Annotated in this window: 18 protein-coding genes and 1 pseudogene; 6 read left to right on the top strand and 13 right to left on the bottom strand. The window is 72.4% G+C overall.

The window, feature by feature from the left end; translation table 11 throughout:
- Positions 1 to 47: 47 nt before the first annotated feature.
- The 13 genes and pseudogenes from ACTWQI_RS02955 to ACTWQI_RS02895 all read right to left on the bottom strand — a co-directional run.
- Positions 48 to 680: pseudogene (locus tag ACTWQI_RS02955) on the bottom strand (hypothetical protein); the annotation flags it as partial.
- 312 nt (positions 681 to 992) lie between these two features.
- A complete protein-coding gene (locus ACTWQI_RS02950; protein WP_443267186.1) occupies positions 993 to 2,675 on the bottom strand; it encodes a protein phosphatase 2C domain-containing protein in 1,683 nt (560 codons plus the stop codon).
- 2 nt (positions 2,676 to 2,677) lie between these two features.
- The gene (locus tag ACTWQI_RS02945) at positions 2,678 to 5,389 is read right to left on the bottom strand and encodes a tetratricopeptide repeat protein (RefSeq protein WP_443267068.1); all 2,712 of its coding nucleotides are present in this window, start codon (positions 5,387 to 5,389) and stop codon (positions 2,678 to 2,680) included.
- Positions 5,386 to 6,771, bottom strand: coding sequence for a hypothetical protein (locus ACTWQI_RS02940; RefSeq protein WP_443267067.1), 1,386 nt, complete (start codon positions 6,769 to 6,771; stop codon positions 5,386 to 5,388). The genes ACTWQI_RS02945 and ACTWQI_RS02940 overlap by 4 nt, the downstream gene beginning before the upstream one ends.
- 111 nt (positions 6,772 to 6,882) lie before the next feature.
- The gene (locus ACTWQI_RS02935) at positions 6,883 to 7,956 is read right to left on the bottom strand and encodes a glutamate ABC transporter substrate-binding protein (protein WP_443267184.1); all 1,074 of its coding nucleotides are present in this window, start codon (positions 7,954 to 7,956) and stop codon (positions 6,883 to 6,885) included.
- Positions 7,957 to 7,982: 26 nt separating this feature from the next.
- Positions 7,983 to 9,431, bottom strand: coding sequence for a hypothetical protein (locus tag ACTWQI_RS02930; RefSeq protein ID WP_443267065.1), 1,449 nt, complete (start codon positions 9,429 to 9,431; stop codon positions 7,983 to 7,985).
- A 258-nt stretch (positions 9,432 to 9,689) separates the two neighbouring features.
- On the bottom strand, positions 9,690 to 10,718 hold the full coding sequence (locus ACTWQI_RS02925; RefSeq protein ID WP_443267063.1) for an N-acetylglucosamine kinase: 1,029 nt from the start codon (positions 10,716 to 10,718) through the stop codon (positions 9,690 to 9,692).
- The gene (locus ACTWQI_RS02920; protein ID WP_443267061.1) at positions 10,709 to 12,025 is read right to left on the bottom strand and encodes a 6-phospho-beta-glucosidase; all 1,317 of its coding nucleotides are present in this window, start codon (positions 12,023 to 12,025) and stop codon (positions 10,709 to 10,711) included. Before ACTWQI_RS02920 ends, ACTWQI_RS02925 begins: the two co-directional genes overlap by 10 nt.
- Before the next feature lie 7 nt (positions 12,026 to 12,032).
- On the bottom strand, positions 12,033 to 12,929 hold the full coding sequence (locus ACTWQI_RS02915) for a carbohydrate ABC transporter permease (protein ID WP_443267059.1): 897 nt from the start codon (positions 12,927 to 12,929) through the stop codon (positions 12,033 to 12,035).
- Between the two features lie 5 nt (positions 12,930 to 12,934).
- Complete coding sequence (locus tag ACTWQI_RS02910; protein WP_443267057.1) at positions 12,935 to 13,912, bottom strand: carbohydrate ABC transporter permease; 978 nt, start codon at positions 13,910 to 13,912, stop codon at positions 12,935 to 12,937.
- A 7-nt stretch (positions 13,913 to 13,919) separates the two neighbouring features.
- The gene (locus ACTWQI_RS02905; protein WP_443267055.1) at positions 13,920 to 15,251 is read right to left on the bottom strand and encodes an ABC transporter substrate-binding protein; all 1,332 of its coding nucleotides are present in this window, start codon (positions 15,249 to 15,251) and stop codon (positions 13,920 to 13,922) included.
- Between the two features lie 88 nt (positions 15,252 to 15,339).
- Positions 15,340 to 16,563 carry an ROK family transcriptional regulator gene (locus ACTWQI_RS02900; protein WP_443267053.1) on the bottom strand — a complete coding sequence of 408 codons (1,224 nt, stop codon included), beginning with the start codon at positions 16,561 to 16,563 and terminating at the stop codon, positions 15,340 to 15,342.
- A 176-nt stretch (positions 16,564 to 16,739) separates the two neighbouring features.
- Entirely contained in the window at positions 16,740 to 17,813 is a 1,074-nt protein-coding gene (locus ACTWQI_RS02895; RefSeq protein WP_443267051.1) for a mechanosensitive ion channel family protein, read from the bottom strand.
- A gap of 230 nt (positions 17,814 to 18,043) precedes the next feature.
- On the opposite strand from ACTWQI_RS02895, the gene ACTWQI_RS02890 reads away from it, so the two are divergent.
- The 6 genes from ACTWQI_RS02890 (at position 18,044) to ACTWQI_RS02865 (ending at position 23,985) form a co-directional block, all read left to right on the top strand.
- Complete coding sequence (locus tag ACTWQI_RS02890; RefSeq protein WP_443267049.1) at positions 18,044 to 18,580, top strand: HNH endonuclease; 537 nt, start codon at positions 18,044 to 18,046, stop codon at positions 18,578 to 18,580.
- Positions 18,581 to 18,901: 321 nt separating this feature from the next.
- Positions 18,902 to 20,317 carry an amidase gene (locus ACTWQI_RS02885; RefSeq protein WP_443267047.1) on the top strand — a complete coding sequence of 472 codons (1,416 nt, stop codon included), beginning with the start codon at positions 18,902 to 18,904 and terminating at the stop codon, positions 20,315 to 20,317.
- Positions 20,318 to 20,540: 223 nt separating this feature from the next.
- Positions 20,541 to 20,849, top strand: a complete 309-nt coding sequence (locus tag ACTWQI_RS02880) for a hypothetical protein (protein ID WP_443267045.1) — start codon at positions 20,541 to 20,543, stop codon at positions 20,847 to 20,849.
- On the top strand, positions 20,850 to 23,195 hold the full coding sequence (gene malQ / locus ACTWQI_RS02875) for a 4-alpha-glucanotransferase (RefSeq protein WP_443267043.1): 2,346 nt from the start codon (positions 20,850 to 20,852) through the stop codon (positions 23,193 to 23,195).
- Positions 23,196 to 23,200: 5 nt separating this feature from the next.
- Positions 23,201 to 23,437 carry a hypothetical protein gene (locus ACTWQI_RS02870; RefSeq protein ID WP_443267183.1) on the top strand — a complete coding sequence of 79 codons (237 nt, stop codon included), beginning with the start codon at positions 23,201 to 23,203 and terminating at the stop codon, positions 23,435 to 23,437.
- A gap of 218 nt (positions 23,438 to 23,655) precedes the next feature.
- On the top strand, positions 23,656 to 23,985 hold the full coding sequence (locus tag ACTWQI_RS02865) for a GYD domain-containing protein (protein WP_443267041.1): 330 nt from the start codon (positions 23,656 to 23,658) through the stop codon (positions 23,983 to 23,985).
- Positions 23,986 to 24,060 lie beyond the last annotated feature (75 nt).

Here is a 24,060-nt window from a genome sequence, read left to right as displayed (position 1 = left end):
CGTCCTTCCCCCTCTCGCCGCGGCCTCTCCGGACCGTCGTTCGTTGCTCAGCGACGACGTGTCGATTGCTTCGTGACGCGAACCGTCTTGGTCGAGCGCGTTTCGAGAGTCATCTCGTCGGCATCCGCGACCTTAGCCTTCAGTCGCACAGTACCCGTCGCCGTGTTAACCACGTCCACCACCTTCGCAAGCAGTTTCGCAGTTTCCTCGTTACCCGAGCAGCTCGCCAACTGCACGGCCCGGCCCAGTTTCGCGGTGGCAACATCCCGGTCGCCCGACTTACGGGCATCCAGCCCTTGTTGGATGACCTGGGCGAGTTCGGCCTGGCCGGTGTAGTGCGCGACCTGGGGGTTGATCGAGGTGGCGGCGGCCAAGTCGTCGGTCCACACCGCCCGAACCAGGCCCTGCGACAGTGCCTCGGGAGCATCGCCCTCCGGCGTCGGAGTGATCAGCGAAACCCGCGCGGCGAGCATCTCGTCGCCCACGTCCGCAGCCGGCACCCGTACGCGTATGTGGTAGTCGCGCGACTCGACGCCCCACGAGCCGGTGGGATAGTCCCCGGTGCGCGGTCCCGCCTCGGAGCGCCGGCCGGTCAGATCCTCGATGGTCGGCCCCACCTGCGTCACGAGGACCGGCGTCGCTCCCACAGGGGTCCAGATCCGCAGCGAGAGGTCCGCGACCAGGACGGCGGTGGCGGTGACCGTGACGATGGCGTTCACTTCGCGGCCGCCCTCGGGGAGGTGCTCGTTCTGGTACACCTCGACGGAGAACCGGGGCACCTGCGGCTTGGAGAAGGTGGCCATCTGATCCGCTCCTTGACGTTCCGTGAGCTGAGGGGAGGGCAAAAGGGGCGGGCGGGTATCCGGGCGCTGCTCCCCCCGTACGTGATCGTGGCGTCCTCGTGCCGATGCCGGGTCCCCCTATGACGGCAAGGGCCGCCAGGCGCATGGCGATGGGCGGTTGCCGACCGGGTTGACCTGTTCTTCGGCGTCTCAGGCCGATCCTGCCCCGGGAGCGGCTGCGGAGAACGGCACGACCGCCACTGTTACGTTGTCGTGGCCACCGCCGTCGAGCGCATAACCCACCAGGGACTGTGCGCCGTGCATCGGCCGGCAGCGGGCGTCGCCCGGCACGGCCCCGGCCATCTCCTCGGCGGCCTCGGCGTAGTTCCACAGGCCGTCCGTGCAGACCACGACGACCCCGGGCCGGTCGGGTTCGAAGGACCCGGTGTGCGGCTCGATGTCGTAGGCATCCGCGCCGAGCCAGCCGGTGATGGCGTGCGCTCGTTCGTCGGCGTACGCCTCTTCCTCCGACATCAGGCCCGCGGCCACCATCTGGGCAGCCCACGAGTCGTCCTCCGTCAGCCGCGCGGCCGGCGCCGTACGGTCGTCCGGCACCCAGTACGCGCGGCTGTCCCCGATCCAGCCGACCGTGAGGATGCCCGCGGCCACGACCGCGGCCACGATGGTGCAGGCGGGGGCGTTCTGGTGGTGAGGCTGCGGGTCCTGCTCCGGTGCCCGGTCGCCGGAGTCCGCGAGGGAATCGACGGCCTGAGCGGCGGCGAGGATCGCGTCGTGCATGGCCTGCCGGGGAGTGACGCCCTGGGCCAGGGCGGTCAGGAGCGAGGCGTTCGCGGCCGTCGAGGCCGCCTCGGAGGCCTCGTCGGGCCGGGTCGCCGAGGACACTCCGTCGCAGACGATGGCGACGACGGCCGGAGAGCCGTCCGGCAGGGACGTGGTGGACACGGCGAAGGCGTCCTCGTTGCGGTGATGCCGCAGACCGCGGTCGGTGACCGCCGCGACGCCGTCGAGCTGCAGCTCGATGTGATCCCGCTGGCGGGGCTGGGCGTGGCCGCAGTTCTGGCAGTAGCCGTCGGAGTCGATCAGCCCGGTGCGGCAGGCGACGCAACGGGCGCGGGCGCGGGAGTCCGCCGAACCGCCCGGGGTGTCGGTGACGGTCGGGCCGGCGGGGGCCGCCGGTGCCGCGGCCTGCGCGCCGTACGCCATGGCCCGGCGCGGGTCGGCGGGCGCCTGAGCGGCGACCGCCTCCGGTGCGGCTCCGCTCGCCTCCCACGCGGTGGCGGCCAGGGGTTGGTCGTCGCTCTCGGCGAACTCGCGCCCGGCCGTGGAGGCGGAGGCCGCGGCTGCGCCTTCTCCTGTGGCATGCGCCCCGGGAGAAGCCGGAGCGGAGTCATCCGCGTCGTGGGTCGCCAAGTCGTCGGGGCGGTGCGCTTCCTGGGCGGCCGCGTGGTGATCCGACGCGGGCGCCGGCCACTGCGGAGCGTACGGCTCCGACGGTACGGGCGAGCCGTCCGCGCCTTGCGCGGCGGACGCAGCGACCACGGGCGGGGGAGGCACGGGGCCCGCCATGGGCGACGTGGGCGCGGGGGTGTCCGGAAGGGTGGGGGTGTGCGATGCGCAGGCGCGGTCGGGCGGAACCATCGACTCGGACAGGCCTGTTATGGGCGGCTGTTGGGGCATCGGAGGGACGGCGGCTGCGGCACCCCCGGATTCATCCGGCAGACGGGTGCCGGGCAGTGGAGGCGGCACGGCGGCCGCGACCGACAGGGCGGCCCCGCACGCGCCGCAGAAGTTGTCGCCCGGCTCCAGCGGTTCTTTGCAGCTCGGGCAGGTGGACAGCTGTGGCGACTGCGGGACCTGCGGCATCTGCGACATACTCACACCCACGTCCTGGGGCGGAAGCGGTTGGCCCGCTCCACCAGTTCGATCCTCTCCTCGCCGCGCTGTGCCAGCCGTGCGAGAACGCGGTACGAGCGTTCCAGGCCGAAGCGCAGCCCCCGCTCGTCCAGGCTGCTGCCCAGCAGCGCGTGCTGGTCCGACCGGCCGTCGGTCTCGGGAGGGGCGCCGTGCCTCCCCGAGATCACCCAGTCCAGGGCACAGCCCAGCACCTCCGTGGACAACTGCTCGTGGCGCACCGGGTCCAGCCCGAAGTCCGCGAGCCGCTCCACCTCCCGGGCCGCGGCGCCGAGGTCGTCGAGCAGCGAGTCCCGGGGTGAGCGCTGCCGCAGCCGGGCGCGTACGGCCGCGACCCGGGCCGCCGTGTAGTGGATCGACGCCTCCGGCACGGACTCCAACGCCCGCACCGCGCCCGTACGGTCACCCGCGGCCAGTCGCACCCGCGCCAGCCCGAAGGCGGCGCTGACATAGCCGGGGTCGGTGGTCCAGACGAGCCGGTAGTACTCCGCGGCGTTGTCGAGTTGGCCCAGCACCTCGGCGCAGAACGCCAGGGCGAGCTTCGGGGCGGGCTCGCCGGGGAAGGCGTCGTAGACCGCGTCGAACGACAGCGCCGCGGTCTCGCGATCGCCCGCCACGAGCGAGGCGACTCCGCGGGTCCAGATCACCCGCCAGTCGTCGGGGTGCCCTGCTTCCAGATCCACCAACGCCTCGGCCGCAGGCCCGAGTTCGCCGAGCTCCAGGCGGGACCGGACCTCGCGCAGCCGCAGTTCCACGGAGTCGGCGGGTGCATGGCCGAGCGCGGCGATCAGCTCCGTGGGCCCGGAGGCCAGCAGCCCCGCGAGGAACCCGGCGTTCGGGTCACCGGGATCGACCCGCGGTACGGGCAGCGCGAGTGCGGTCGCCCGACTGTCGAGCGGGGCGAGACGGAGGGGGGTCCCGCCACTGCCGTCCGTGCCGCCACCGGTGTCCGTGCCGCCACCGCCGTCCGTGGCGCCCGGCTCGGGATCGTCACCTTCGGTGGCCACCGCGGCCGCGGCCCCGTGCGGTCCGTTCTCGTCGGGCCCGGCAGGGTCCGCGGGCAGCCGCTCGGGGGCTGCTGCAACGCCGGAGCGGCCCGAGGCAGCGTCGGCCGATACGGCCTCCCGGCGGCTGAGCCGGCCGCGGGGCGCGGCCGGCCGCAGGCCGAGCGCCGAGACCGCCCCCGAGGCGTCGGCGAACAACTGGGTGTCCCTGACGCGGAGTTCGGGGCCGAAGAGGGTGGACAGCGCGGGCCGCGGGCGGCCGGTCCGGAGGGCCACGACCTCCCGCAGCACGCCCATCAGCTGCTCCGCCATCTCCTCCGCCGACGCGAACCGCCGCGCCGGATCGGGGTCCGTGGCCCGGACCAGGAGGCGATAGAAGGACTCGTAGCGGCGGAAGACGTCGATGCTGTCGGGGTCGGGCAGGCTGTCCGCGAAGACGTTCGTGTAGCCGTGGAAGTCGAAGGTCAGCACGGCGAGCGTGCGGGCCACCGTGTAGAGGTCCGAGGCGACCGATGGGCCGAGCTCGGCGATCTCCGGTGCCTGATAGCCGACGGTGCCGTAGATCGCGCTCTCGTCGTCGTCCATCCTGCGGACGGCGCCCAGGTCGATGAGCTTGAGCCGGTCCTGCTGCTGGATGGCGTTGTCGACCTTGAAGTCGCAGTACAGCAGGTTCCGGCTGTGGAGGTGGCCGAGCGCCTCCAGCGACTCAAGCCCGTACGCGCACGCCTGTTCCACCGGCAGCGGGTCGCGCCGTCCGGCTGTGTCCCGCCGCTCGTTGGCGATGTCCTTGAGGGATTTCCCGCCGACGTACTCCATCACGATGTAGCCGTCGAGGCTGCCCGTGCGCCGGTCGAGGTGTTCCACGAAGTTGTAGATCCGGACGATGTTGGAGTGCTCGATCTCGGCGAGGAAGCGCCGCTCGGAGACCGCGGCGGCGAGCGCATCCTCGTCGCCCGTGTCCAGCAGGCCCTTGAGCACGACCCAGCGGTCGGACACCGCCCGGTCCACGGCGAGATAGATCCAGCCGAGGCCGCCGTGCGCGAGACAGCCCGCCACCTCGTACTGCCCGTGGACGATGTCACCGGGCCGCAGTTTGGGCACGAAGGAGTACGGGTGTCCGCACTTGGTGCAGAAGCCCTCGGTGCGGCCGGGTCGGTCACCGCGCGCCCGGCCCACCGGAGCCCCGCAGTCGCCCCGGCTGCAGAATCGCTTCCGCTCGAGCACTTCGGGGTTCGGCAGGACCGCCGTCCGCGGATCCGGGCGGGGCACCTCCGGTACGGTCACCAGCCCCGCGCCCAGTCGGTTGCGACCCGAACCGCCCGTGGCGGAACCGGAGCTGCGCACCGACACCGACCGCACGGACGCCCGGCCCCGGCGTGACAGCGACCGCGACAGCCGCCCCGACACCGAACGGCGGGACGGGAAGGACCGCGAGGAGCCGGCGGACCCGGCAGACGAGGACCCCGACACCGACCTCGTGCTGAGCTGCGACGAGAAGCCCAGGGAGCCGGCCCGGCGCCGGCTGTCGGTCACACCGGTCGACAACGAGCCCACCAGTCCGTCCGGCGACACCGCGGGCGCCATCCCACAGGTGTCGCAGTACAACTCGCCGCCACCGACGTCCTCGTACGACCCGGGACAGCCGCGCCGATGGCAGGTGCTCGCGCTCATCCGTCCCCCTCACGCGCGCGGCCCTCGGCCTCGTGCCTCCCCGACGGCCGCGGTGTCAGTGCCTCCGCGGCCGCCTGCTGGTAGCGCAGCACCGCCTGCTCGGCCGCGCGCAGATCGCACGGCGCACTCCACAGCATCCGGCGGGCCGCGTCGTAGCGCTCGATCAGCAGCGGGTCCTCGGCCAACCCGTACCGGGCCACCTTCGCCCGGTACGCGTCGAGTCGGCCGCGCAGTTCGGCCCGTACGGCCAGCGGCGCGGTCACCGCGGTCAGCGACTCCCGGGCCCGGATCAGCTCCTCCTCGGCCCGCTCCTCCAGGCGGTCCAGCAGTGGGGACAGCCGGTGCCACTGGGCGCGCCTGCGGTAGTCGGCCGCCGCTGCCAGCTGTTCGTGCAGGGCCGTCGGCGGGCCGCTGACCGCGGGCACCTCGGAGGCGGCGATCTTCGCGAGGACTTCGCCGCGCGCCTCGCGGGCCTCGGTCAGGGTGCGGTCCGCCCGGGACAGCACGTCCCGCAGATGCACCAGCCGCCGCTCGGCGTCCTGCCGTACGGTGAGCACCGCCTCGATCTCGCGGCGCACGTCCTCCAGAGCGCGGGCCGCACGGTCGTAGCGCGAGGTGTCCGGCCGGCCGCCGCCGGGGGCCGAACTCCCCGACGCCGCCGGACGCCAGAAGCCCAGCGGGTCGGAGACCACCTCGCTGCGCAGCGCCCGCAGTTCGGCGGTGATCCGCTCCAGGTCGTCGCCCGCGGGGTGCTCGCCCGGCCGTACCCCGACGGAGTGGGCGAGGGAGCGGGTGCGCTGCAGCTCTTCGGAGAGCAGGTCGATGCGGGCGGGCAGGGCGGACCATACGGCGTCGGCCGCGACGACCACGTCAAGGGCCTGTGCGTACCACCGGTTCATCCGCTCGACCAGCTGCTCCATGCTCACCTGCTCACTGACCCGGGCCGGTCCGCCGGGCGTGGCGGAGGGCTCGGAGCCGGTGGGGTCGTACGAGTCGGTCGACGCGGCGGCCGTGCCGCCGGGGAGGGTGATGCCGGAGCCGCGCAGCATGTCGGTCAGCTCGACGAGCTCGTCACGGGTCGGCCAGCGGCGTTGCGCGCGGAGCGCGCGGGCGTCCTGGAGAGCGGCGCTGTACGCGTCGAAGTGCCCCCACAGGACGGTGATGAGCTCCTCGGTCGCGGCCCAGCGCGCCTTGGTCGTGCCGGTGAGCTCCGCGCCCTCGAGGAGTCGGCGGCCCGCGTGGTCCTGGAGCGCCAGCAGCGAGGTCTCGATCGCCTCGTGTTCGGCGCCGAGTCTGGCCAGCGCGCGGTCCACCTCCTCCCGGTCCATGACCGGACCGTGGGGTCTCCCCGCGGAACTGGGGAAGGGTGCCGGGCCCCCCATCGATCACCTCTCCTGTGCTCGTGCTGTTCGTGCTGCTCGGCCTGTTGTCGTCCTGCTCCCGCTGGTCCCATCGTTCGTGCCGCCCCAACTATCCCTGGGGGTGCCCCCAGGTCAGTCGCTGGTGTACTTCGGCTCGGGCGGACCGCTGATGCCTTTCAGGTCGGCTGCGAGCCACTTCTCGTACGCCTGCGTCCAAAGGCTGTCGTCCCCGCCCCTGCGGTAGTCCTCCAGAACTCGGTTCACCCGGCGTACCAGGTCCTCGTCCGCACGGTGCATCGCCACGCCGTACGGCTCCCGGGTGAACGGCTCGCCGACCAGGCGCACCGACGGGTCCTGCGCCGCCTGCCCGGCCGCCAGCGCGTTGTCCGTGACCACCGCGTCGACCTCGCCCAGCTGCAGTCTTACCAGGCAGTCGAGTTGGTTCGGCACGGTCGTCACCCGCGCGCCGTGCGACGCCTGCCGCAGTTCAGCCTCCCCCGTCGAACCATCCGCCGTGCAGACCCGCTTCCCGTGCAGTGTGCTGTTGTACCCGGTGACGGACGACCCCTGCGGGACCAGGACCTGCTGACCGGCCTGGAAGTAGGCCGTGGAGAAGGCGACGCGCTTGATGCGGTCGCAGTTGACGGTCATGGTGCGCACGACGATGTCGACCTTGCGCTGTTGCAGGGCCGGGATCCGCTGGTTGGTCGGGATGGTCCGGAACACCACCTTGCCGCCGGGGCCCAGGATGTCCTGCGCGATGGCCCGCACCAGATCGATGTCGAAGCCGGCGAGGTCACCGGTCGCCGGGTTCCGGTAGCCCCAGCGGAAGCTGTTCTGGTCGACGCCGGCGATCAGGTACGCGCGGTCCTTGATGCGCCGGACGGCAGGACCGGAGACGTCGGAGGGCCGCAGGCTCGCCTCCGGATCCTCGCACTCAGCGGTGGCGCCCCCCGGCTGCCCGGGTACGGTCACCGGCCGTCGGGACTCGCCCTGGGGCTGCTCAGGCACCCGGCCGGCGTCCGGGGCGGCGGACGGGCCCGGGCCGCCGCCGGCCGTGCTCGCCCCGGACTGCGCCGGGGGCAGCAGGACGACCGTGAGCGCGCAGACCACGCCCGCCACCGCGACGCGGCCTGCTCGCCGCCCTTCGGGGAGGCGAGGGTGCCCACCGCGGCCCCGCGGCCTTGCCCCCGCCCTCACCCGCATGCGCAGCACTGCGCCTCCGCCTCCCCTCACCGATACTCCGACAGCCTGCGGCCCACCCCGAGCAGGGCGCCCGTCGCGCCCAGCAGGGCCAGTGCGGCGGCGCCCGCCGGCAGTCCGCCGAACGCGCTCCGCCCGTCGTCCGCCGCCCGCCTGAACTCCCGCTGCTCGTGCGCCAGGGCCTTCGCCAGGCTCGCGTCCACCGTGTCGAAGGATTCGCCCGTCGTGTTCTTGTCTCCCGGACTCCGTCCGGACGGGGATTGGCCCATCGCCATGCGGGACCCCAGCTCCCCGATCACCTTGCTCAGCGCGCCCTCGTAGTCGCCGCTCTGGTCGGTGGTCCGGGCGTCGTCGTGGCGGCTGCGCCACTCGAGCACCGCCGCCACGGCCTTACGGACCGGCTCGCGTCCCTCGGCGTCGTCGGCCAGATCCGCCGCGGTCCGCAATGGGGAGCCCGCTTCGGCGGTGCCCGAGTCGTCCGTGCCTGAGGTGTCGCCGACGAGTCGCGCCATCCGCCGGCGATAGCCCTCCTCGTAGAAGTCCTCACCCTCGTCGGTGAGCACCGCGCCGCGCGCCACGAGCGTCAGGCTCTCGTCCGCACGGGCCTGCAGCGAGCCGATCCGCGCCTCGTTGAGGACGTTCAGCGACACCGCCCCGTGCTCGTACGACGTCTCCAGGCCCGATCGCGCCACGACATGGGCCGCCACCAGCCACAGCAGGAGGACCGTCGACGCCGCGGTCGCCGCGAGCAGGCCGCGGTTGAACACCCGGTTCGTGTGGCGATAGCTGCGGCGCTGGGCCCACACGAGGGCGCCCAGGGTGACGACACCCGTGCCGAGGGCGAGCCAGGGCCGGGACTCGGCGTTGTGGTAGTCCGACGTCAGCCGGGCGGTCTCCGCCTCGTACAGCGCGCCGGCCGCGGGCAGCAGCTCGCCGCGCATCCGGTCGTTGGCGTACCGCAGATACGCGCCGCCGAGCGGCAGGCCCTGGCGGTTGTTGGCCCGCGCCTGCTCGATCAGGCCGGTGTAGACCGGAAGTTGCTCATTGAGCCGCGCGATCTGCGGGCGGGCGGACGGCGAGCCCTCGCTGCTTCGCGCCGCCTTCACCAGCAGTGCGGACGCGGTGGCGATGTCCCGCTCGTACCGCTCCCGGACCGTGCGCGGCCACTGGCCGCCCGCCAGGAAACCCGCGGCGGCGCTGGTGTCGGCGTCGGCCAGCGAACGGTAGACGCTGGCGGCGTCGGCGCTGAGTGGTTGGCTCCGGTCCGCCACCGCGTCGGCTGCGGCCGCCCGGTCCGCCATCTGCCATGCCGTCACCGCACCGAACGCGAGGACCAGCGCTGCCAGTACGGCTCCGATGATCCGCAGCCTGCCGGGCTCCGTCGTCGCGCTCGCCCGCAGCCGGTCTACCCCTTCGGCCCAGGCAGTGCGTCGCTCCGGGGCCGCCGAGGGAGCCCCGCCGGGCAGCGTGTGCGTCACGGGACCTCCCCCCTCGGTCGCTCACAGTGGCCTGTCGCCCGGTGCGGCGGAGGACAGGTACACCGCCAGAAGTATGGCCACGGTGACCGGAGTCCACACCGGATTGACTGGATCTTGTGCTGATCGCGATCGAACGCCCTGGTCATCGCCCGCGGTGCCGGCCGCTCGTCCCGGAGCCCCGGGCTGCTCGCCCGGCCAGGACCCCGACGAGGAGGACGCGTACCGTATCCGTTCGGTTCCGTATCGTCGCCGGGGGGGCTAGTCCGGCGGGCCCTGGAACTCCGGCTGCGCGTAGTGGGCGCGAAGCCGCCGGGCGGCGCGGGGTGGGGCGCCCGTGTGGTCCAGCCCGAGGAGCGCTGCGCCGAGCACGGGCCGGGCGGTGACCACGCGCGGATCGGCCTTCGGGGCGCGCTCCGCCAGCAGTTCGGTGATCCGGTCGTGCAGCAGCGGGTGGCGTGCGGCGAGGACGCTGCCCCCGAGCAGAACCGGAGTCTCCTCGTCGAGCAGGTCGAGGTGGGTCAGTGCGACGGTCGCCATGGCGACCACCTCCTCCGCCTGCCGGTGCACGATCGCCCGGGCGACCGCGTCGCCCGACGACGCCGTCGCGAAGAGCACCGGCGTGAGTTCGTGCTTGCGCGCCCCCGGTACGCGCCTTCGGTGCAGCGCTTCGATCAGCGCGTACATGGTGGGCAGGCCGAAGTGGGCGGGCAGGGTCCGGGCGAGAGCCGTCGGCTCGCCACGGCCGTCCTCCGCGCGGGCGGCGAACCACAGCGCCTCCTCGGCGAGTGCGCCGCCGCCGCCCCAGTCGCCGGAGATCCGCCCGATGGCGGGGAAGCGCGCGGTACGGCCATCGGGCAGCATGCCGACGCAGTTGATGCCCGCTCCGCAGACCACGGCGACGCCGCGCGGCTCGTCCACGCCGGCTCGGAGGATGGCGAAGGTGTCGTTGGCGACGTGCGTCGTACGGCCCCACCCGCGCGCGTGCACGGCCTCCCGCAACTCCCGCTCCTCGACCGGAAGATCGGCGTTGGCCAGACAGGCCGACACGTCCTCGGCGTACGGCAGTGACGCGTCATGGTCGAGTCCGGCAGCCGTGACGGCCACTGCGACGGCCTCCGCGAGGGTGTCCACCGCGGCATCGACCCCCACCGCGGGCGGATTGAACCCCCCGCCGCGGGCGGTGCCGAGGACTCTCCCGTCGGGGCCGATCAGTGCCACGTCGGTCTTGCTGTTGCCCGCGTCGATGGCGAGGACGCCGTGGGACACGAGGGGGTTGGTCAGGCCCACGCGAGGTGCTCCCGGTTGTGCGTGATCAGCAGGTCGGTCAGGGTGTCCGCGTCCGCGTACTGGCCGATGAGGGGATGGGCGAGCAGGGTGCGGAAGACCCGCTCGCGGCCCCCGCGCAGGGCCGCTTCGAGGGCCAGGTCCTCGTAGGCGGCGACATGCGAGATGAGCCCGGCGTAGAGCGGGTCGAGCTCCGCGACCGGCAAGGGCTCCGCCCCGGCCGCGGTGATCCGGGCCGGAACCTCGATCACCGCGTCGTCCGGGAGGAACGGCAACGTTCCCTGGTTGAAGGTGTTCACCACGTGGATGTTGAGGCCGTCGCCGGGGCCACCGCCGAGGAGGGAGGCGGCGAGGGCGACCGCGGCCTCGGAGTAGAACGCGCCGCCGCGCCGGGCGAGCAGGGCAGGCTTCTCGTCGAGCGCCGGGTCGCCGTACATCGCCAGCAGCTGCTTCTCCATCTCCGCGACCTCGGCGGCACGGGACGGCTTGGTCCGCTGCTCCGCCACGACTTCGTCGTGCGCGTAGAAGTAGCGCAGGTAGTACGAGGGCACGACACCCAGCCGGTCGAGGACGGAACGCGGCAGCTGCAGGTCGTCGGCGATGGCGTCGCCGTGCTCGGCGAGGAGCCCCGGCAGCAGGTCCTCGCCCTCGGGGCCGCCGAGGCGCACCCCGCGCTCCCAGGTGAGGTGGTTCAGTCCGACGTGGTCGAGGTGCACGGCCTCGGGAGACACGTCCAGCAGCTTCGCGAACCTCCGCTGGAAGCCGATCGCGACATTGCACAGTCCGACGGCCCTGTGGCCGGCCTGGAGCAGGGCCCGGGTGACGATCCCCACGGGATTGGTGAAGTCGATGATCCAGGCGTCCGGGTTGCTACGGCGTACCCGTTCGGCGATGTCGAGGACGACAGGGACCGTGCGCAGCGCCTTGGCGAGACCGCCCGCGCCGGTCGTCTCCTGCCCGACGCAGCCGCACTGCAGCGGCCAGGTCTCGTCCTGGTCGCGGGCCGCCTGCCCGCCGACGCGCAGCTGCAGGAGCACGGCATCGGCACCGGCGACGCCCGCGTCCAGGTCGGGGGTGGTGACGATCCGGCCGCTGTGGCCCTGCTTGGCGAAGATGCGCCGGGCGAGGCCGCCGACCAGCTCCAGCCGGTCCTCGGCCGGGTCGACGAGGACCAGTTCGGCGATCGGGAGCGTCTCGCGGAGCCGCGCGAATCCGTCGATCAGCTCCGGTGTATAGGTCGAACCGCCACCCACGACCGCGATCTTTTGCGGCCGGGGATTCGGGGGCCCGCCCCCGATGGACTGCAGCATGAGGTGACTAGCCCTTCACTCCGGTGAGCGTGACGCCCTCGACGAATGCCTTCTGGGCGAAGAAGAAGACGACGATGACGGGTGCCAGGACCAGAACGGTCGCGGCCATCGTCAGATTCCAGTCGGTGTGATGCGCCCCCTTGAAGGACTCCAGGCCGTAACTGAGTGTCCAGGCGGCCTTGTTCTCGGATGCGTAGATCTGCGGGCCGAAGTAGTCGTTCCAGGCGTAGAAGAACTGGAACAGCGCCACGGCCGCGATACCCGGCTTGGCCATCGGCAGCACGACCCTGACCAGCGTGCGGAATTCCCCGCAGCCGTCGACCCTCGCCGAGTCCAGGTATTCGTTCGGAATGGTCAGCAGAAACTGCCGCAGCAGGAAGATGGAGAACGCGTCGCCGAACGCCATGGGAATGATCAGCGGCCACAGTGTCCCGGCGAGTCCGAGCTCCTTCGCCCAGAACAGGTACATCGGGATGATGACGACCTGCGGCGGCAGCATCATCATCGAGATGACCAGCATCAGGGACAGATTGCGGCCCCGGAAGCGGAACTTGGCGAGCGCGTAGGCGACGGGGATCGACGAGAGCACCGTCAAGGCGGTGCCCAGGCCCGCGTACAGCAGGGTGTTGCGCCACCAGGTGAGGAAGCCCGGCGTGTGCCACACCTGGGCGTAGTTGTCCCATTCCCAGGTGTGCGGCCACAGGTCGCGGGTCAGTGCCTGCTGGTCGCTCATCACCGAGGTCAGGAAGACGAAGACGAACGGCAGCACGAAGAACAGCGCGGCGGCGACCCCGAGCGAGTGCACCGCTATCCAGTGGAGCAGGGCGGTGCGCCGGGCGGTGCGCGCGGCCGGTACGGCCGAGGGGGCGGCCGGTGTCGTGGGCGGGGTCAGAACTTGGGTCATGACGGTCAGTCACCTGCCTGGACGAGTCCGCCGCGGCGGCGCATCAGCAGCGCGGTGAAGGCCATGGCGAGAGCGAACAGCACGAGCGCGATCACACAGGCCGAGCCGTAGTCGAAGCGCTGGAAGCCGAGGTTGTAGACGAGCTGGGGGAGGGTCAGCGTGGACTTGTCGGGGTAGCCGGGCTCGAACTGCTGGCCAGAGCCGCCGATGATGCCCGAGGCGACCTTTCCCGCCACCAACGGCTGCGTGTAGTACTGCATCGTCTGGATCACGCCCGTGACCACGGCGAACATCACGATGGGGGAGATGTTCGGCAGCGTCACGTACCGGAACCGCTGCCAGGCGGACGCCCCGTCCAGCTCGGCGGCCTCGTACTGCTCCTTCGGCACGTCGAGCAGCGAGGCCATGAAGATCACCATCAGGTCGCCGACGCCCCACAGCGCCAGCGCGGTGAGCGCGGGCTTGGACCAGGCGGCGTCGGTGAACCAGCCTGGGGTCGGCAGGCCGACCTCCCCGAGGATCGAGTTGACCGGTCCGGTGCCGGGGTTGAGGAGGAAGACGAAGGCCAGCGTCGCGGCCACCGGCGGGGCCAGATAGGGCAGGTAGAACAGGGTCCGGAAGACCCCTGCGGCTGTCTTGATCTTGGTGATCAGCAGCCCGACGCCGAGTCCGAAGACGACCCGGCAGGTGACCATGACGAGGACCAGCCACAGGGTGTTCTGCAGGGCGGGCCAGAACAGCCGGTAGTCGCCGAAGACGTATCCCCAGTTGTCCAGGCCGTTGAAGGCCGGCGGCCGGAAGCCGTCGTACCGCATGAACGAGAAATAGACGGTGGAGATCAGCGGGTAGGCGAAGAAAACGCTGAAGCCGATCAGCCAGGGCGACATGAAGGCCGCGGTGGTCAGCGCTGCTTTTCTGCGTTTCCTGCGCTGCGCGGCCCGGGCACGCGTGGTGCCCTGGGCCTGCAGGGTGTGCGTGGTCATCGGCGGTCTACTTCGCCTTCGCGATGTCCGTGTCGATCTGCCCCGCCGTCGTCTCCAGACCGGCCTTCAGATCCTTCTGCTTGCCGCTCTCGTAGGCGTAGCCGAAGTCCTGCAGCGTGACCTGGTAGGCACCGCCGTCGGCCTGCGCGGGGCTGGTGTTCGACTTCGGGTGCTGGGCGATCTCGATGAAGGTCTTGAACTCCGGCTCGATCTCCAGCTTCGGGGACTTCAGCGCCTCGAGCGTGGACGGCACGTTGTGGATGGAGTTGGAGAACGCCACGACCGCGGCGGTGTCCGTGGTCATGTACTTCACCAGCTCCCACGCGGCGTTCTGCTTCCGGCTGGTGGAGGCGATGCCCATGATCGTGCCGGACAGGTAGCCCTTGCCGTAGTCGGCCGCCTGGTCGTCCGGGACGGGCAGCGGAGCGGTGCCGATGTCGAACTTCGCGCCCGCGTCCTTGGCCATGCCCAGCCGCCACTCGCCGTCGAGCTGCATGGCGACCTGTCCGGTGTGGAACGGGTGCTTGGCGCCCCATTCGTCACCGAAGGTGTTGCGGTATTTCTCCAGCTTCGTGAAGCCGCCCAGCTTGTCGATCAGACCCTTCTGGAAGGTGAACATCTTCGCGAAGGCGGGGTCCTTGGCGATGTTGGACTTGCCGTTCTTGTCGAAGTACTCCGGGCTCCACTGGGCGACGTAGTGGCCGGGGGTGGTCTCGTAGCCGTGGAAGGTCGGCATGAAGCCGAGTTGCTCGTACGAGTCCCCCTTGGTCTTCGTCAGCTTGACCGCGACCTGCTCGAACTCGCTCCAGGTCTTCGGCGGGCTCTTGATGCCGGCCTTCTGATACGCGTCCTTGTTGTAGTAGAGGCCGTAGGCGTCGTTGAGCAGCGGCAGCGTGCACTGATTGCCCTCGAACTGCGTGTACTCCTGCAGCGCCTCCGGGAACACCTTCGCCGGGTCGATCTTCGACTTCGCCAGGAAGGGCTTGAGGTCGACGAGGGCGCCGGACGTGCAGAACTTGCCGACGCTGTCGGTGGTGAAGGAGGAGATGGCGTCGGGGGCGTTGTCGCCGCCGGCCCGCAGCGCCTGGTTGATCTTGTCGTCCGTGACGTTCGAGGTGACCTTCACCTTGATGTTCGGGTGGGCCTTCTCGAAGCGCGCGACGTTCTCCTCGATCGCCTTGACCTCGCTGGGAGCGCTCCAGCCGTGCCAGAAGTTGATCGTGGTCTCGGCGTTGGGATCGTCGGTCGCGCCGGTCCCGGACGAGCCCGTACAGGCGGTGACGAGGGACAGGGCGGCGGTCGCGGCGAGGGCCGCGGCGGTGGTACGTCGTCCGGACATGACGGTGTCTCCCGGTGCAGGGTCGTGGGACGGAAGGCGTGGAACAGAGGGCGTGGAACAGCAGGCAGGTGCGGGGGTGCCGGCGGCGTCAGCGCGAGGTGTCGAACACCTCGTCGCGTGTGGTGGCCAGAGCGCTCTGCAAAGCGCCGCAGAGCACGGGGTGTTCGGTCACGGCGCCGAGCAGGAGCCGCGGGCGGGGTGCGGCCAGTTCGGCCAGTTCGGCCTGGACCAGCTCGCGCAGGGTCTCCCCGCCGGCGGCGATCACTCCGCCGGAGAGGACGATGAGTTCGGGGTCGAGCACCGCGACCATCGAGGCGAGCCCGGTGGCCAGCCCGGTCGCGAAGCGCCGCAGCAACTCCCGCAGGCGCTCGTCGTCCGGGCTCTCCACCGCTCGTGCGAGGATCGCCGCGGCGACCTCCGAGTGCGGCCCGCTCGGCACGTCGAGGCCGAGCTCACGGGCCATCGCGCCGACGGCCTGTGCCCCCGCGAGCTCCTGGAAGCCGCCGCTGTTCGCCTTGGCGACCTGCCGTACGAGCGGGGTGCCGGGCACGGGCATGAAGCCGACTTCGCCGGCCCCGCCGGTCCGCCCTCGGTGGAGCCGCCCGCCGATGACGATCGCGGCGCCGACGCCCTCCTCGTTCCAGAGCAGCACGAAGTCGTCATGGTCGCGGGCCGCACCGAGCCGCTGCTCCGCCACGGCGGCGAGGTTCACGTCGTTGTCGTACTCCAGCGGCATGGGCAGCGCCGCGGCGAGTTCGTCGAGCAGGGTGGGGGAGTGCCAGCCCGGCAGGTGGCTGGCGTAGCGGAGCCGGCCGGTGCTCGGGTCGAAGGCTCCGGGGGTTCCGATGACGACCCGGTGCAGGTCCGGGGCTCCGCCCGCCGCGGGCAGCGGGAGCGTCAGCCCGGCCGCCTTGACCGCGCCCTCCAGAGCGTCGACCACCTGGCGCACGGCGCCCGTGGCTTGGCGCCCCGGGGTGCGCAGATCGTACGAACCGACGGTCCGGCCGGTGATGTCGGCGACGGCCGCGAGGATGCGCTGGGGGGTGACGTCGAGCCCGGCGACGTACGCGGCGGCCGGGTTCACGGCGTACAGCTGGGCACTGGGCCCCGGCCGTCCCTCGCTGGTCCCGGTGACGATCACCAGGCCGGCCGATTCGAGCCGGGCCAGCAGCTGCGAGGCGGTCGGCTTGGACAGGCCGGTGAGGTTGCCGATCCGGGTCCGGGAGAGTGGGCCGTGCTCGAGCAGTAGATCGAGGGCGGTGCGGTCGTTCATCGCCCGCAGCACCCGAGGGGTTCCCGGAGTCCCGGCCATGCGCCCCGCCTCTCACTGTTAGGAAAGTTTCCTATTGGCGAGTGTCAAGGTAAGACGGGCGCCGGAGCAGCGTCAATGCCTTGGAGGCAGGCGGCAACAAAAGCGTTACCCAGGAAAATGCCGGGCGGCACCCTCCGGTTCGCGAAGGGAGCCACCGGGCACGCCGAAGAAGGCGCTTACTTCGAGAGGTTCGTGCCGCCGGACTGCTGGGGCGGGGGGATCGGCGAGGCGTTCTGCGCCTGCGGCGAGGTGTCCCTCGCCAGCGCCGAGGGGGCGGCCACACCCGCCGTGGGGTCGGGCACAGCCTCGACGGCGGGCTCCAGCGGCAGTCCGCCCACGATCCGGATGCCCGCGGCGTCGAAGGCCTGCTTGATCCGCCAGCGCAGCTCGCGCTCCACACCCAGCGCCTTCCCCGGCATGGTCTTGGCCTGTGTGCGGATCACCATCGTGTCGAGTGTCACCGAGTCCAGGCCCGGCACCTCGACCGGGCCCCAGAGCCGCTCGTTCCACGGCTCCTCCTTGGCCATCCGCTCGCCGGCCTCCCGGATGGTCGCGCGGGCCTTGTCCAGGTCCTCGTCGTAGCGGATCTGCACGTCGACGGCGGCGGTCGCCCAGCCCTGGCTCTTGTTGCCGATCCGCTTCACCTCGCCGTTGCGGACGTACCAGACCTCGCCCTCGTCGCCGCGCAGCTTGGTCACCCGCAGCCCGACCTCGATCACCTCGCCCGAGGCGACCCCCGCGTCGATCGTGTCGCCGACCCCGTACTGGTCCTCGAGGATCATGAAGACGCCGGACAGGAAGTCGGTCACCAGGTTGCGCGCGCCGAAGCCGAGGGCTACGCCCGCGACCCCCGCGCTGGCGAGCAGCGGCGCCAGATTGATGTTCAGGACCGACAGCACGGTCAGGGCCGCTGTGCCGAGGATCACAAAGGACGTGACGCTGCGGAGCACGGACCCGATCGCCTCTGAGCGCTGGCGGCGGCGCTCGACGTTCACCAGCAGCCCGCCCAGGGCGGTGCCGTCAACGGCCTGGGCGGTGCGGTTCATTCGCGTTATCAACTTGGTGATCGCCCGGCGGACGACCGATCGCAGCACCAGCGCGATCACCAGGATCAGCAGGATGCGCAGGCCTGCGCTGAGCCAGATGGACCAGTTCTGCTCCACCCAGCCGGCGGCCTGGGACGCATCCTCCTGAGCCGTTTCGAGCGCGGGCGCGCCGTGGTACGTGCCGCCCGTGAGGGACCAGGACACAGCGAGAACCTCCGTGTGTGACGACCACCCACACTAACCGGGCACATCGGGTGGTCCGGCGTCCCCGATCGAGGGAGAGCCCGGTCGGAAGAGGGGAGAAAACAGGGTGTGGTCGAAAACACTCCTGATGCGTTACCCGGACGTGGTGGCGCCACGACCAGGCATGAGGAGAGACTGAGACCGATCGTCCCGGCGCAAGCCACGCGCCGCCGGCGTACAAGGAGGCATCCGTGCCGCATGTCCTGGTCCTCAACGCGTCGTACGAGCCGCTCGGCGTCGTACCGCTCCGCCGTGCGCTCATCCTCGTGCTCAACGACAAGGCGATCAGCCTCGAGGATTCCGGCGCCCTCATGCACAGCGCGACCCGCGTCATCCCCGCACCCAGCGTCGTCCGGCTCAAGCGCTTCGTGCGGGTCCCCTTTCGGGGCCCTGTTCCGCTCACCCGCCGTGCCCTGTTCGCCCGAGACGGCGGCCGGTGCGCGTACTGCGGTGGCGTCGCAACCAGCGTCGATCACGTCATTCCGCGCAGCCGCGGCGGCAAGCATGCCTGGGAAAACGTGGTCGCCGCCTGCCGCCGCTGCAACCACGCCAAGGCCGACCGGCACGTCGCCGAGCTGGGCTGGCGGCTGCGGCACCAACCCGCTCCGCCGTCGGGGCTGGCGTGGCGGATCATCGGCACGGGCCATAGGGATCCGCGCTGGCTGCCATACCTGCAGCCGTACGGCGCGGACGACGCGATGGCCCGGATCGACGGCATATCTGCCTGAGACCGGGCCTTCGTCGTACCTGTCGCCCAGCGGCTCGCGCCGCTGGGCGTTGTGCCGTGCGGCGGGTGCCGTGCCCAGCGTGGGTCCCCACGGTTCGCGCACGCTTCCCCTCCCAGAGGGTTGTGGCCGCGGCGGCCGTCCGCCGGGCGATACCGGCCGGGGCGTTGGGCGCCCTAGGCGTCGCAGGGCAGGTGGGAGCGGCAGCGGGCGGAGAGTGCGAAGGCATCCGGTGACGCGGGCACTTGGCGGGGCGAGCAGTTCGCCGGGGGCCGTCCGTCCGGCTGCCGCCGTAGGCGGCCTGACGGACCGTACAGTGGGGGCGTGGCCGAGGCGCATGAGTTGACCATGCTCGAGCAGGTCGCCGCGATGCGCGGCGGAGAGCTCTCCCCCGTCGAGCTCACCGAGCACTATCTGCGGCGGATCGAGCGGCTCGACGGCGCCGTCGGCGCGTATCTCACCGTGACCGCCGACCGCGCTCTCGACGACGCCCGCAAGGCCGAGCGGCGACTCGCGGCGGGCGGGACGGTGCCCCCGCTGCTCGGAGTGCCGCTGCCGGTCAAGGACCTCGACCCCGTGCCGGGCGTCCGGTACACCTCCGGATCGGCCGTCCACGCCGACCTCGTCGCCCCGCCCGAGTCCGCCACCGGCCTCGTCGGCCGGCTGGAGCGCGTCGGCACCGTACTGCTCGGGAAGACCAACACCCCCGAATTCGGGCTGCCCGCCTATACGGAGAGCCGGGTCGGTCCGCCCGCCCGCACCCCGTACGCCCCCGGGCTCGGCGCCGGCGGATCCAGTGGCGGGGCGGCCGCCGCCGTGGCCGCCGGGCTCGCGTCCGCCGCCCAGGGCAGCGACGGGGGTGGATCCATCCGGATCCCCGCCAGCTGTTGCGGGATCGTCGGCCTCAAGCCCAGCCGGGGCAGGATCAGCCCCGCCCCGCAGGGCGACGTCAGCGGGCTCGCCACCGCCGGGCCCCTGGCCCGTACGGTCCGGGACGCGGCCGCGCTGCTCGATGTGATGGCCGGCCCGGAGCCCGGAGACCCGATCCCCATGGTCCCGACCGCCACGCCCTTCCTCCAGTGGTGCGAGCGCGCCCCCGGCCGGCTGCGCATCGCCCGCTGGTCCCGGCCGGACCCTCCGGGCGTCACCGTGGAACCGGAGGTGCTCGCGGTCTACGAGAAGACGGCGGCGCTGCTCGCCGAACTCGGGCACGACGTCGTCGAGGTCGCTCAGCCGCTGCGGCCCGGCGAGCGCGATGCGTTCACGCCCGTATGGTCGGTGCTCGCCGCGCTTGCGCCCGTACCGGCGGAGCAGGAGGCCGAACTGATGCCGTTCACCCGCTGGCTGCGTGAGCAGGGGAGGGCCGTGAGCGGTCTGGAGTTCACCCAGGCGCTGTCCGCCATGCAGGCCGTGGGCCGTCGCTTCGCGGCAGCCGTGGCCGGGTACGACGCCGTGCTCACGCCCACCCTCGCGCAGCTGCCGCAGCCGGTCGGAGCGCTCCGCGACGACGCCGATCCGGCCGCGGACTTCGCCGCCCAGATCGCCTTCACGCCCTTCACGGCACCGTGGAACATCGCCGGACTCCCCGCGATATCCCTCCCGGTCGGCTGGACCGACGCGGGCCTGCCCGTCGGTGTGATGCTGGGGGCCCCGCACGGTGCGGAGGGCCCGCTGCTGGCGCTCGCCGCGCAGCTGGAGGCGGCGGCCCCGTGGCGTGACCGGTGCCCCCCGATCTGGTGAGCGCCCGGCGCATATGATGGCTCGCGATCCATCGACCCGGAAAAACCACCGCTGATTCCCCCGGTTCCGCCGCAATCCCTACGCCCGCCGCCGTGCTCGACCGTGAATTCGATTCCGATGATCGAGTGTGACGTGAGCCACGTTCCTGCCATGTTTACGTCTGCGGCTGCGCGCGCTGGGTAGAGCTGCCGTGACCTACGCTGTCGACTTACGGAGGCCTTTCGTGGCCGCGTCCGCCCGCCTGCTGCTCGTTGATGATTCCGCCCTGTCCAAACCCACGGGGTCCGTGGACCCCCTCACCCCCGATGCCGAGCCCGCCAACCCGCTCGATCTGGACGGCCTGTCCGACCCCGACTCGGGTCTGGAGGGCGCCAGCTCCAGCGAGTGGGCCGAACCGCCCCTCACCAGCGAGCCGCCGCTCGCCGACACCGCACCGCTGACGAGCGAGCCGCCGCTCGCCGCGGAGTTGCCGCTCACCAGCGAGCCGACCGCGACCGTCACCGGCGCCGGCACGGAGCCGACGGAGGTCTAGATGGGCCGAGCGCGGCTCGCCGCACTGCACGGCGTCGCCACCGCGTACGAGCCCGCTCCGGGCCGTACCGTCGACGTCCCCGAGGACACCGTGGTCGCCGTGCTCGCCGCGCTGGGCGTCGACGCGTCCACGCCGCGCGCCGTGCGAGCGGCCCTCGACGAGCACGCCCACGGGGAAGCGAACCGGCTGCTGCCCGACACCGTGGTTCTGCACCTGGCGACCGCGCCCGACACGGCGCCCGCGCCGCCCACGCACGCCGCTGCCGCGCCCCTGCCCCCCGCCCTTCGCCGTACGCCGCTTCCGGCCCTTCCCGCCCTACCCGAGGGCACCGTGCTGCACGTCGAGACCGAGAGTGGTGACACGCTCCCCTGGGACGGTACGGCGTTCTTCCCGGGGAAGGTCCCGACGCCGCCGGCCTCCCCCAGCCGGGGGTGCCCCCAGCCCGGTTCCGCTGCGGCGGGCCGGCTCCCGCTCGGCTCCCACACCCTGCGCGCCCACGCCCCCGACGGGCGCTCGGCGCGCGCCGCCCTGATCGTCGCTCCCGAGCGCATGCCCGCACTCCCGGGCCGCTCCTTCGGCTTCCTGGTGCAGCTCTACTCCCTGCTCTCCACCCGTTCCTGGGGCATGGGCGACCTCGGTGACCTGGCCGATCTCGCCGCCTGGTCGGGCCGGTCGCTCGGCGCCGGGTTCGTCCAGCTCAATCCGCTGCACGCAGCCGTTCCCGGTCACGGCACATATCCGACGGATCCGTCGCCGTACCGCCCCTCGTCCCGCCGCTTCCCCGATCCCGTTCACCTGCGGGTCGAGGACGTGCCGGAGTACGCCCACCTCCGCGGCCCGGCCCGGGAGCGCTCCGCCGAACTCCTGGGGCAGGCCGCCGCGTTGCGCGACTCCGTGCTGCACGGCGGTGCCCTGATCGACCGGGATGCGGTGTGGCGGCTCAAGCGGGAGGCTCTGGAGCTGGTGCGCGGCGTCCCGCTCAGCCCCGGCCGCCGCGCCGCGTACTGCGACTTCCTCGCCGAGCAGGGGCAGGCCCTCGACGACCACGCCACCTGGTGCGCCCTGGCCGAGGTCCACGGCCCCGACTGGCACGCCTGGCCGGGCGGCCTGCGCGACCCACGCTCGGCCCGGACGGAACGGGCTCGCGGTGAGCTGCTGGACCGCGTCGACTTCCATTGCTGGCTCGTCTGGCTCACCGACACCCAGCTCGCCGCCGCTCAGCGCGCCGCGCGCGACGCGGGGATGAGCGTCGGCCTCGTCCACGACCTGGCGGTCGGGGTGCACCCCGGCGGCGCGGACGCCTGGGCGCAGCAGGAGGCCTTCGCCGCGGGCATGTCGGTGGGCGCGCCCCCGGACGCCTTCAACTCCCGTGGCCAGGACTGGGGTCTGCCGCCCTGGCGGCCGGACGCCCTCGCCGCCTCGGGCCACGCCCCGTACCGCGACGTGCTGCGGGGACTGCTGCGGCACGCTGGCGCCCTGCGCATCGACCATGTGATGGGCCTGTTCCGGCTGTGGTGGGTGCCGGAGGGCCGGGAACCGACGCAGGGCACGTACGTCAGGTACGACGCGGAGGCCATGCTCGGCGTCCTGGCTCTGGAGGCGCACCGCGCGGGCGCGGTCGTCATAGGGGAGGACCTCGGCACGGTCGAGCCCGGCGTACGAGAAGCGCTCGCCGGGCGTGGGGTCCTGGGCACATCGGTGCTGTGGTTCGAGCGCGACTACGCGCGCACGGGCGCGGACGGCGGGGGTGCGGCCCCACCCCTGGCGCCCGAGGACTGGCGGGCCGACTGTCTGGCCACCGCCACCACACACGACCTGCCCAGCACCGCCGCGCGGTTCAGTGGTGAGCACATCGAGCTGCGGCACGGGCTCGGGCTGCTCACCCGGCCGCTCGCGCAGGAGCAGGCCGAGGACGCGGTGGAGGTCGCCGAGTGGCTGGGGCTGCTCAGCAGGCTGGACCTGCTGCCGGAAGGGGCGGAGGACGAGGAGGGCGCGATCAAGGCGGTCTACCGCTTCCTCACCCGCACTCCGGCCGCGATGGTCGGCGTCTGGCTGCCGGACGGGATCGGCGACCGGCGCCCGCAGAACCTTCCCGGCACCTGGGACCAGTATCCGAACTGGCGGCTGCCCATCGCCGATCCGGGCGGCCGTCCGGTCACGCTGGAGCAGCTCGCGGCCTCGCCCCGACTGCGCTCCCTGGTGACCGAGCTCGCACAGCGGCTCGACGGCGGCTGCCGGACGGAGGAGGGCCCTGCGGCGGCGTACCCCGGGACGGGCGGCCCCGGGGTACGCCGCTCGGAGGAGACACCCCGGGCGCGCGGGGCAGGAGGGCGACCGCTACGGTGACCTACGTGGACAAGAAGAACGCCCTGCGCGCCGGAGCCGTCGCCGCCGGTTCGACGCTGATGATGCTGCTGATGTCGTCCCCCGCGCTCGCGCTCACCCGCGACGACGGCGACGACCCGGGTCCCGGCCTGAGCGTCGTCGAGACGCTGGGCCTGTACGTCGCGCTGCCGATCGTCCTCTTCCTGGTCATCGCCGCACTGGTGGTGGTGGGCGAGAAGTCGTCGCACAAGCAGCGGGGCTGACGCCACCGGCGGACGCCTGCCGAACTCCGCAAGGGCGCCCCGGCCGTACGAGGCCGTGGGCGCCCTTGACTGCGCCGCCGTCTCGACGGCTGACCCGACGGGCGTAAGCCGTGTGGCGGCCGTCCCGGCGCGGCGCGACCGTGGAGGGGACCGGACCATTCAGCCAGAACGGCCTTTCCCGGTACGGAATGGCTCGCGCGGAAGGCGGAGGACCCCCCATGGCGAAGTACCTCTTCAGGGCCAAGTTGACCGTGGACGGCCTGAACGGGCTGCTGAAGGAAGGCGGCACTGCTCGCCGTGAGGTCGTCGAGCGCTTGGTCCAGAGCCTGGGCGGCAGGCTCGAGTCGATCCACTGGGCGTTCGGTGACGAGGACGTCTACGTGGTGGCGGACCTGCCGGACAATCCCTCCGCCGCGGCCATGGGCATGGTCGTCTCGGCCGCCGGTGGCGTCCGCACCAGCACGGTCGTGCTGCTGACGGCGGAGGAGATGGACGAGGCGGTCCAGCAGCGGGCGAAGCGGGTCGAATACCGCAAACCTGGTGGCTGAGCACGCGGCGTGGCGTCCGGCCGCGGCCGGGCCCCTCCGTCCGCCCGGAACGGGGGCCCGGCCGTGCAGCGACCG

This window comes from Streptomyces sp. KR80 (genome assembly GCF_052245555.1).
In the GTDB taxonomy this organism is placed as follows: Bacteria; Actinomycetota; Actinomycetes; order Streptomycetales; family Streptomycetaceae; genus Streptomyces.
This window is presented reverse-complemented; position numbering and strand designations above follow the sequence as displayed.

Excerpts from the sequence above, each read along its gene's own strand:
- ACTWQI_RS02950 (WP_443267186.1), bottom strand. The coding sequence starts at position 2,675 with ATGTCGCAGATGCCGCAGGTCCCGCAGTCGCCACAGCTGTCCACCTGC.
- ACTWQI_RS02945 (WP_443267068.1), bottom strand. The coding sequence starts at position 5,389 with ATGAGCGCGAGCACCTGCCATCGGCGCGGCTGTCCCGGGTCGTACGAG.
- ACTWQI_RS02940 (WP_443267067.1), bottom strand. The coding sequence starts at position 6,771 with ATGGGGGGCCCGGCACCCTTCCCCAGTTCCGCGGGGAGACCCCACGGT.
- ACTWQI_RS02935 (WP_443267184.1), bottom strand. The coding sequence starts at position 7,956 with ATGCGGGTGAGGGCGGGGGCAAGGCCGCGGGGCCGCGGTGGGCACCCT.
- ACTWQI_RS02920 (WP_443267061.1), bottom strand. The coding sequence starts at position 12,025 with ATGCTGCAGTCCATCGGGGGCGGGCCCCCGAATCCCCGGCCGCAAAAG.
- ACTWQI_RS02915 (WP_443267059.1), bottom strand. The coding sequence starts at position 12,929 with ATGACCCAAGTTCTGACCCCGCCCACGACACCGGCCGCCCCCTCGGCC.
- ACTWQI_RS02910 (WP_443267057.1), bottom strand. The coding sequence starts at position 13,912 with ATGACCACGCACACCCTGCAGGCCCAGGGCACCACGCGTGCCCGGGCC.
- ACTWQI_RS02905 (WP_443267055.1), bottom strand. The coding sequence starts at position 15,251 with ATGTCCGGACGACGTACCACCGCCGCGGCCCTCGCCGCGACCGCCGCC.
- ACTWQI_RS02900 (WP_443267053.1), bottom strand. The coding sequence starts at position 16,563 with ATGGCCGGGACTCCGGGAACCCCTCGGGTGCTGCGGGCGATGAACGAC.
- malQ (WP_443267043.1), top strand. The coding sequence starts at position 20,850 with ATGGGCCGAGCGCGGCTCGCCGCACTGCACGGCGTCGCCACCGCGTAC.
- ACTWQI_RS02865 (WP_443267041.1), top strand. The coding sequence starts at position 23,656 with ATGGCGAAGTACCTCTTCAGGGCCAAGTTGACCGTGGACGGCCTGAAC.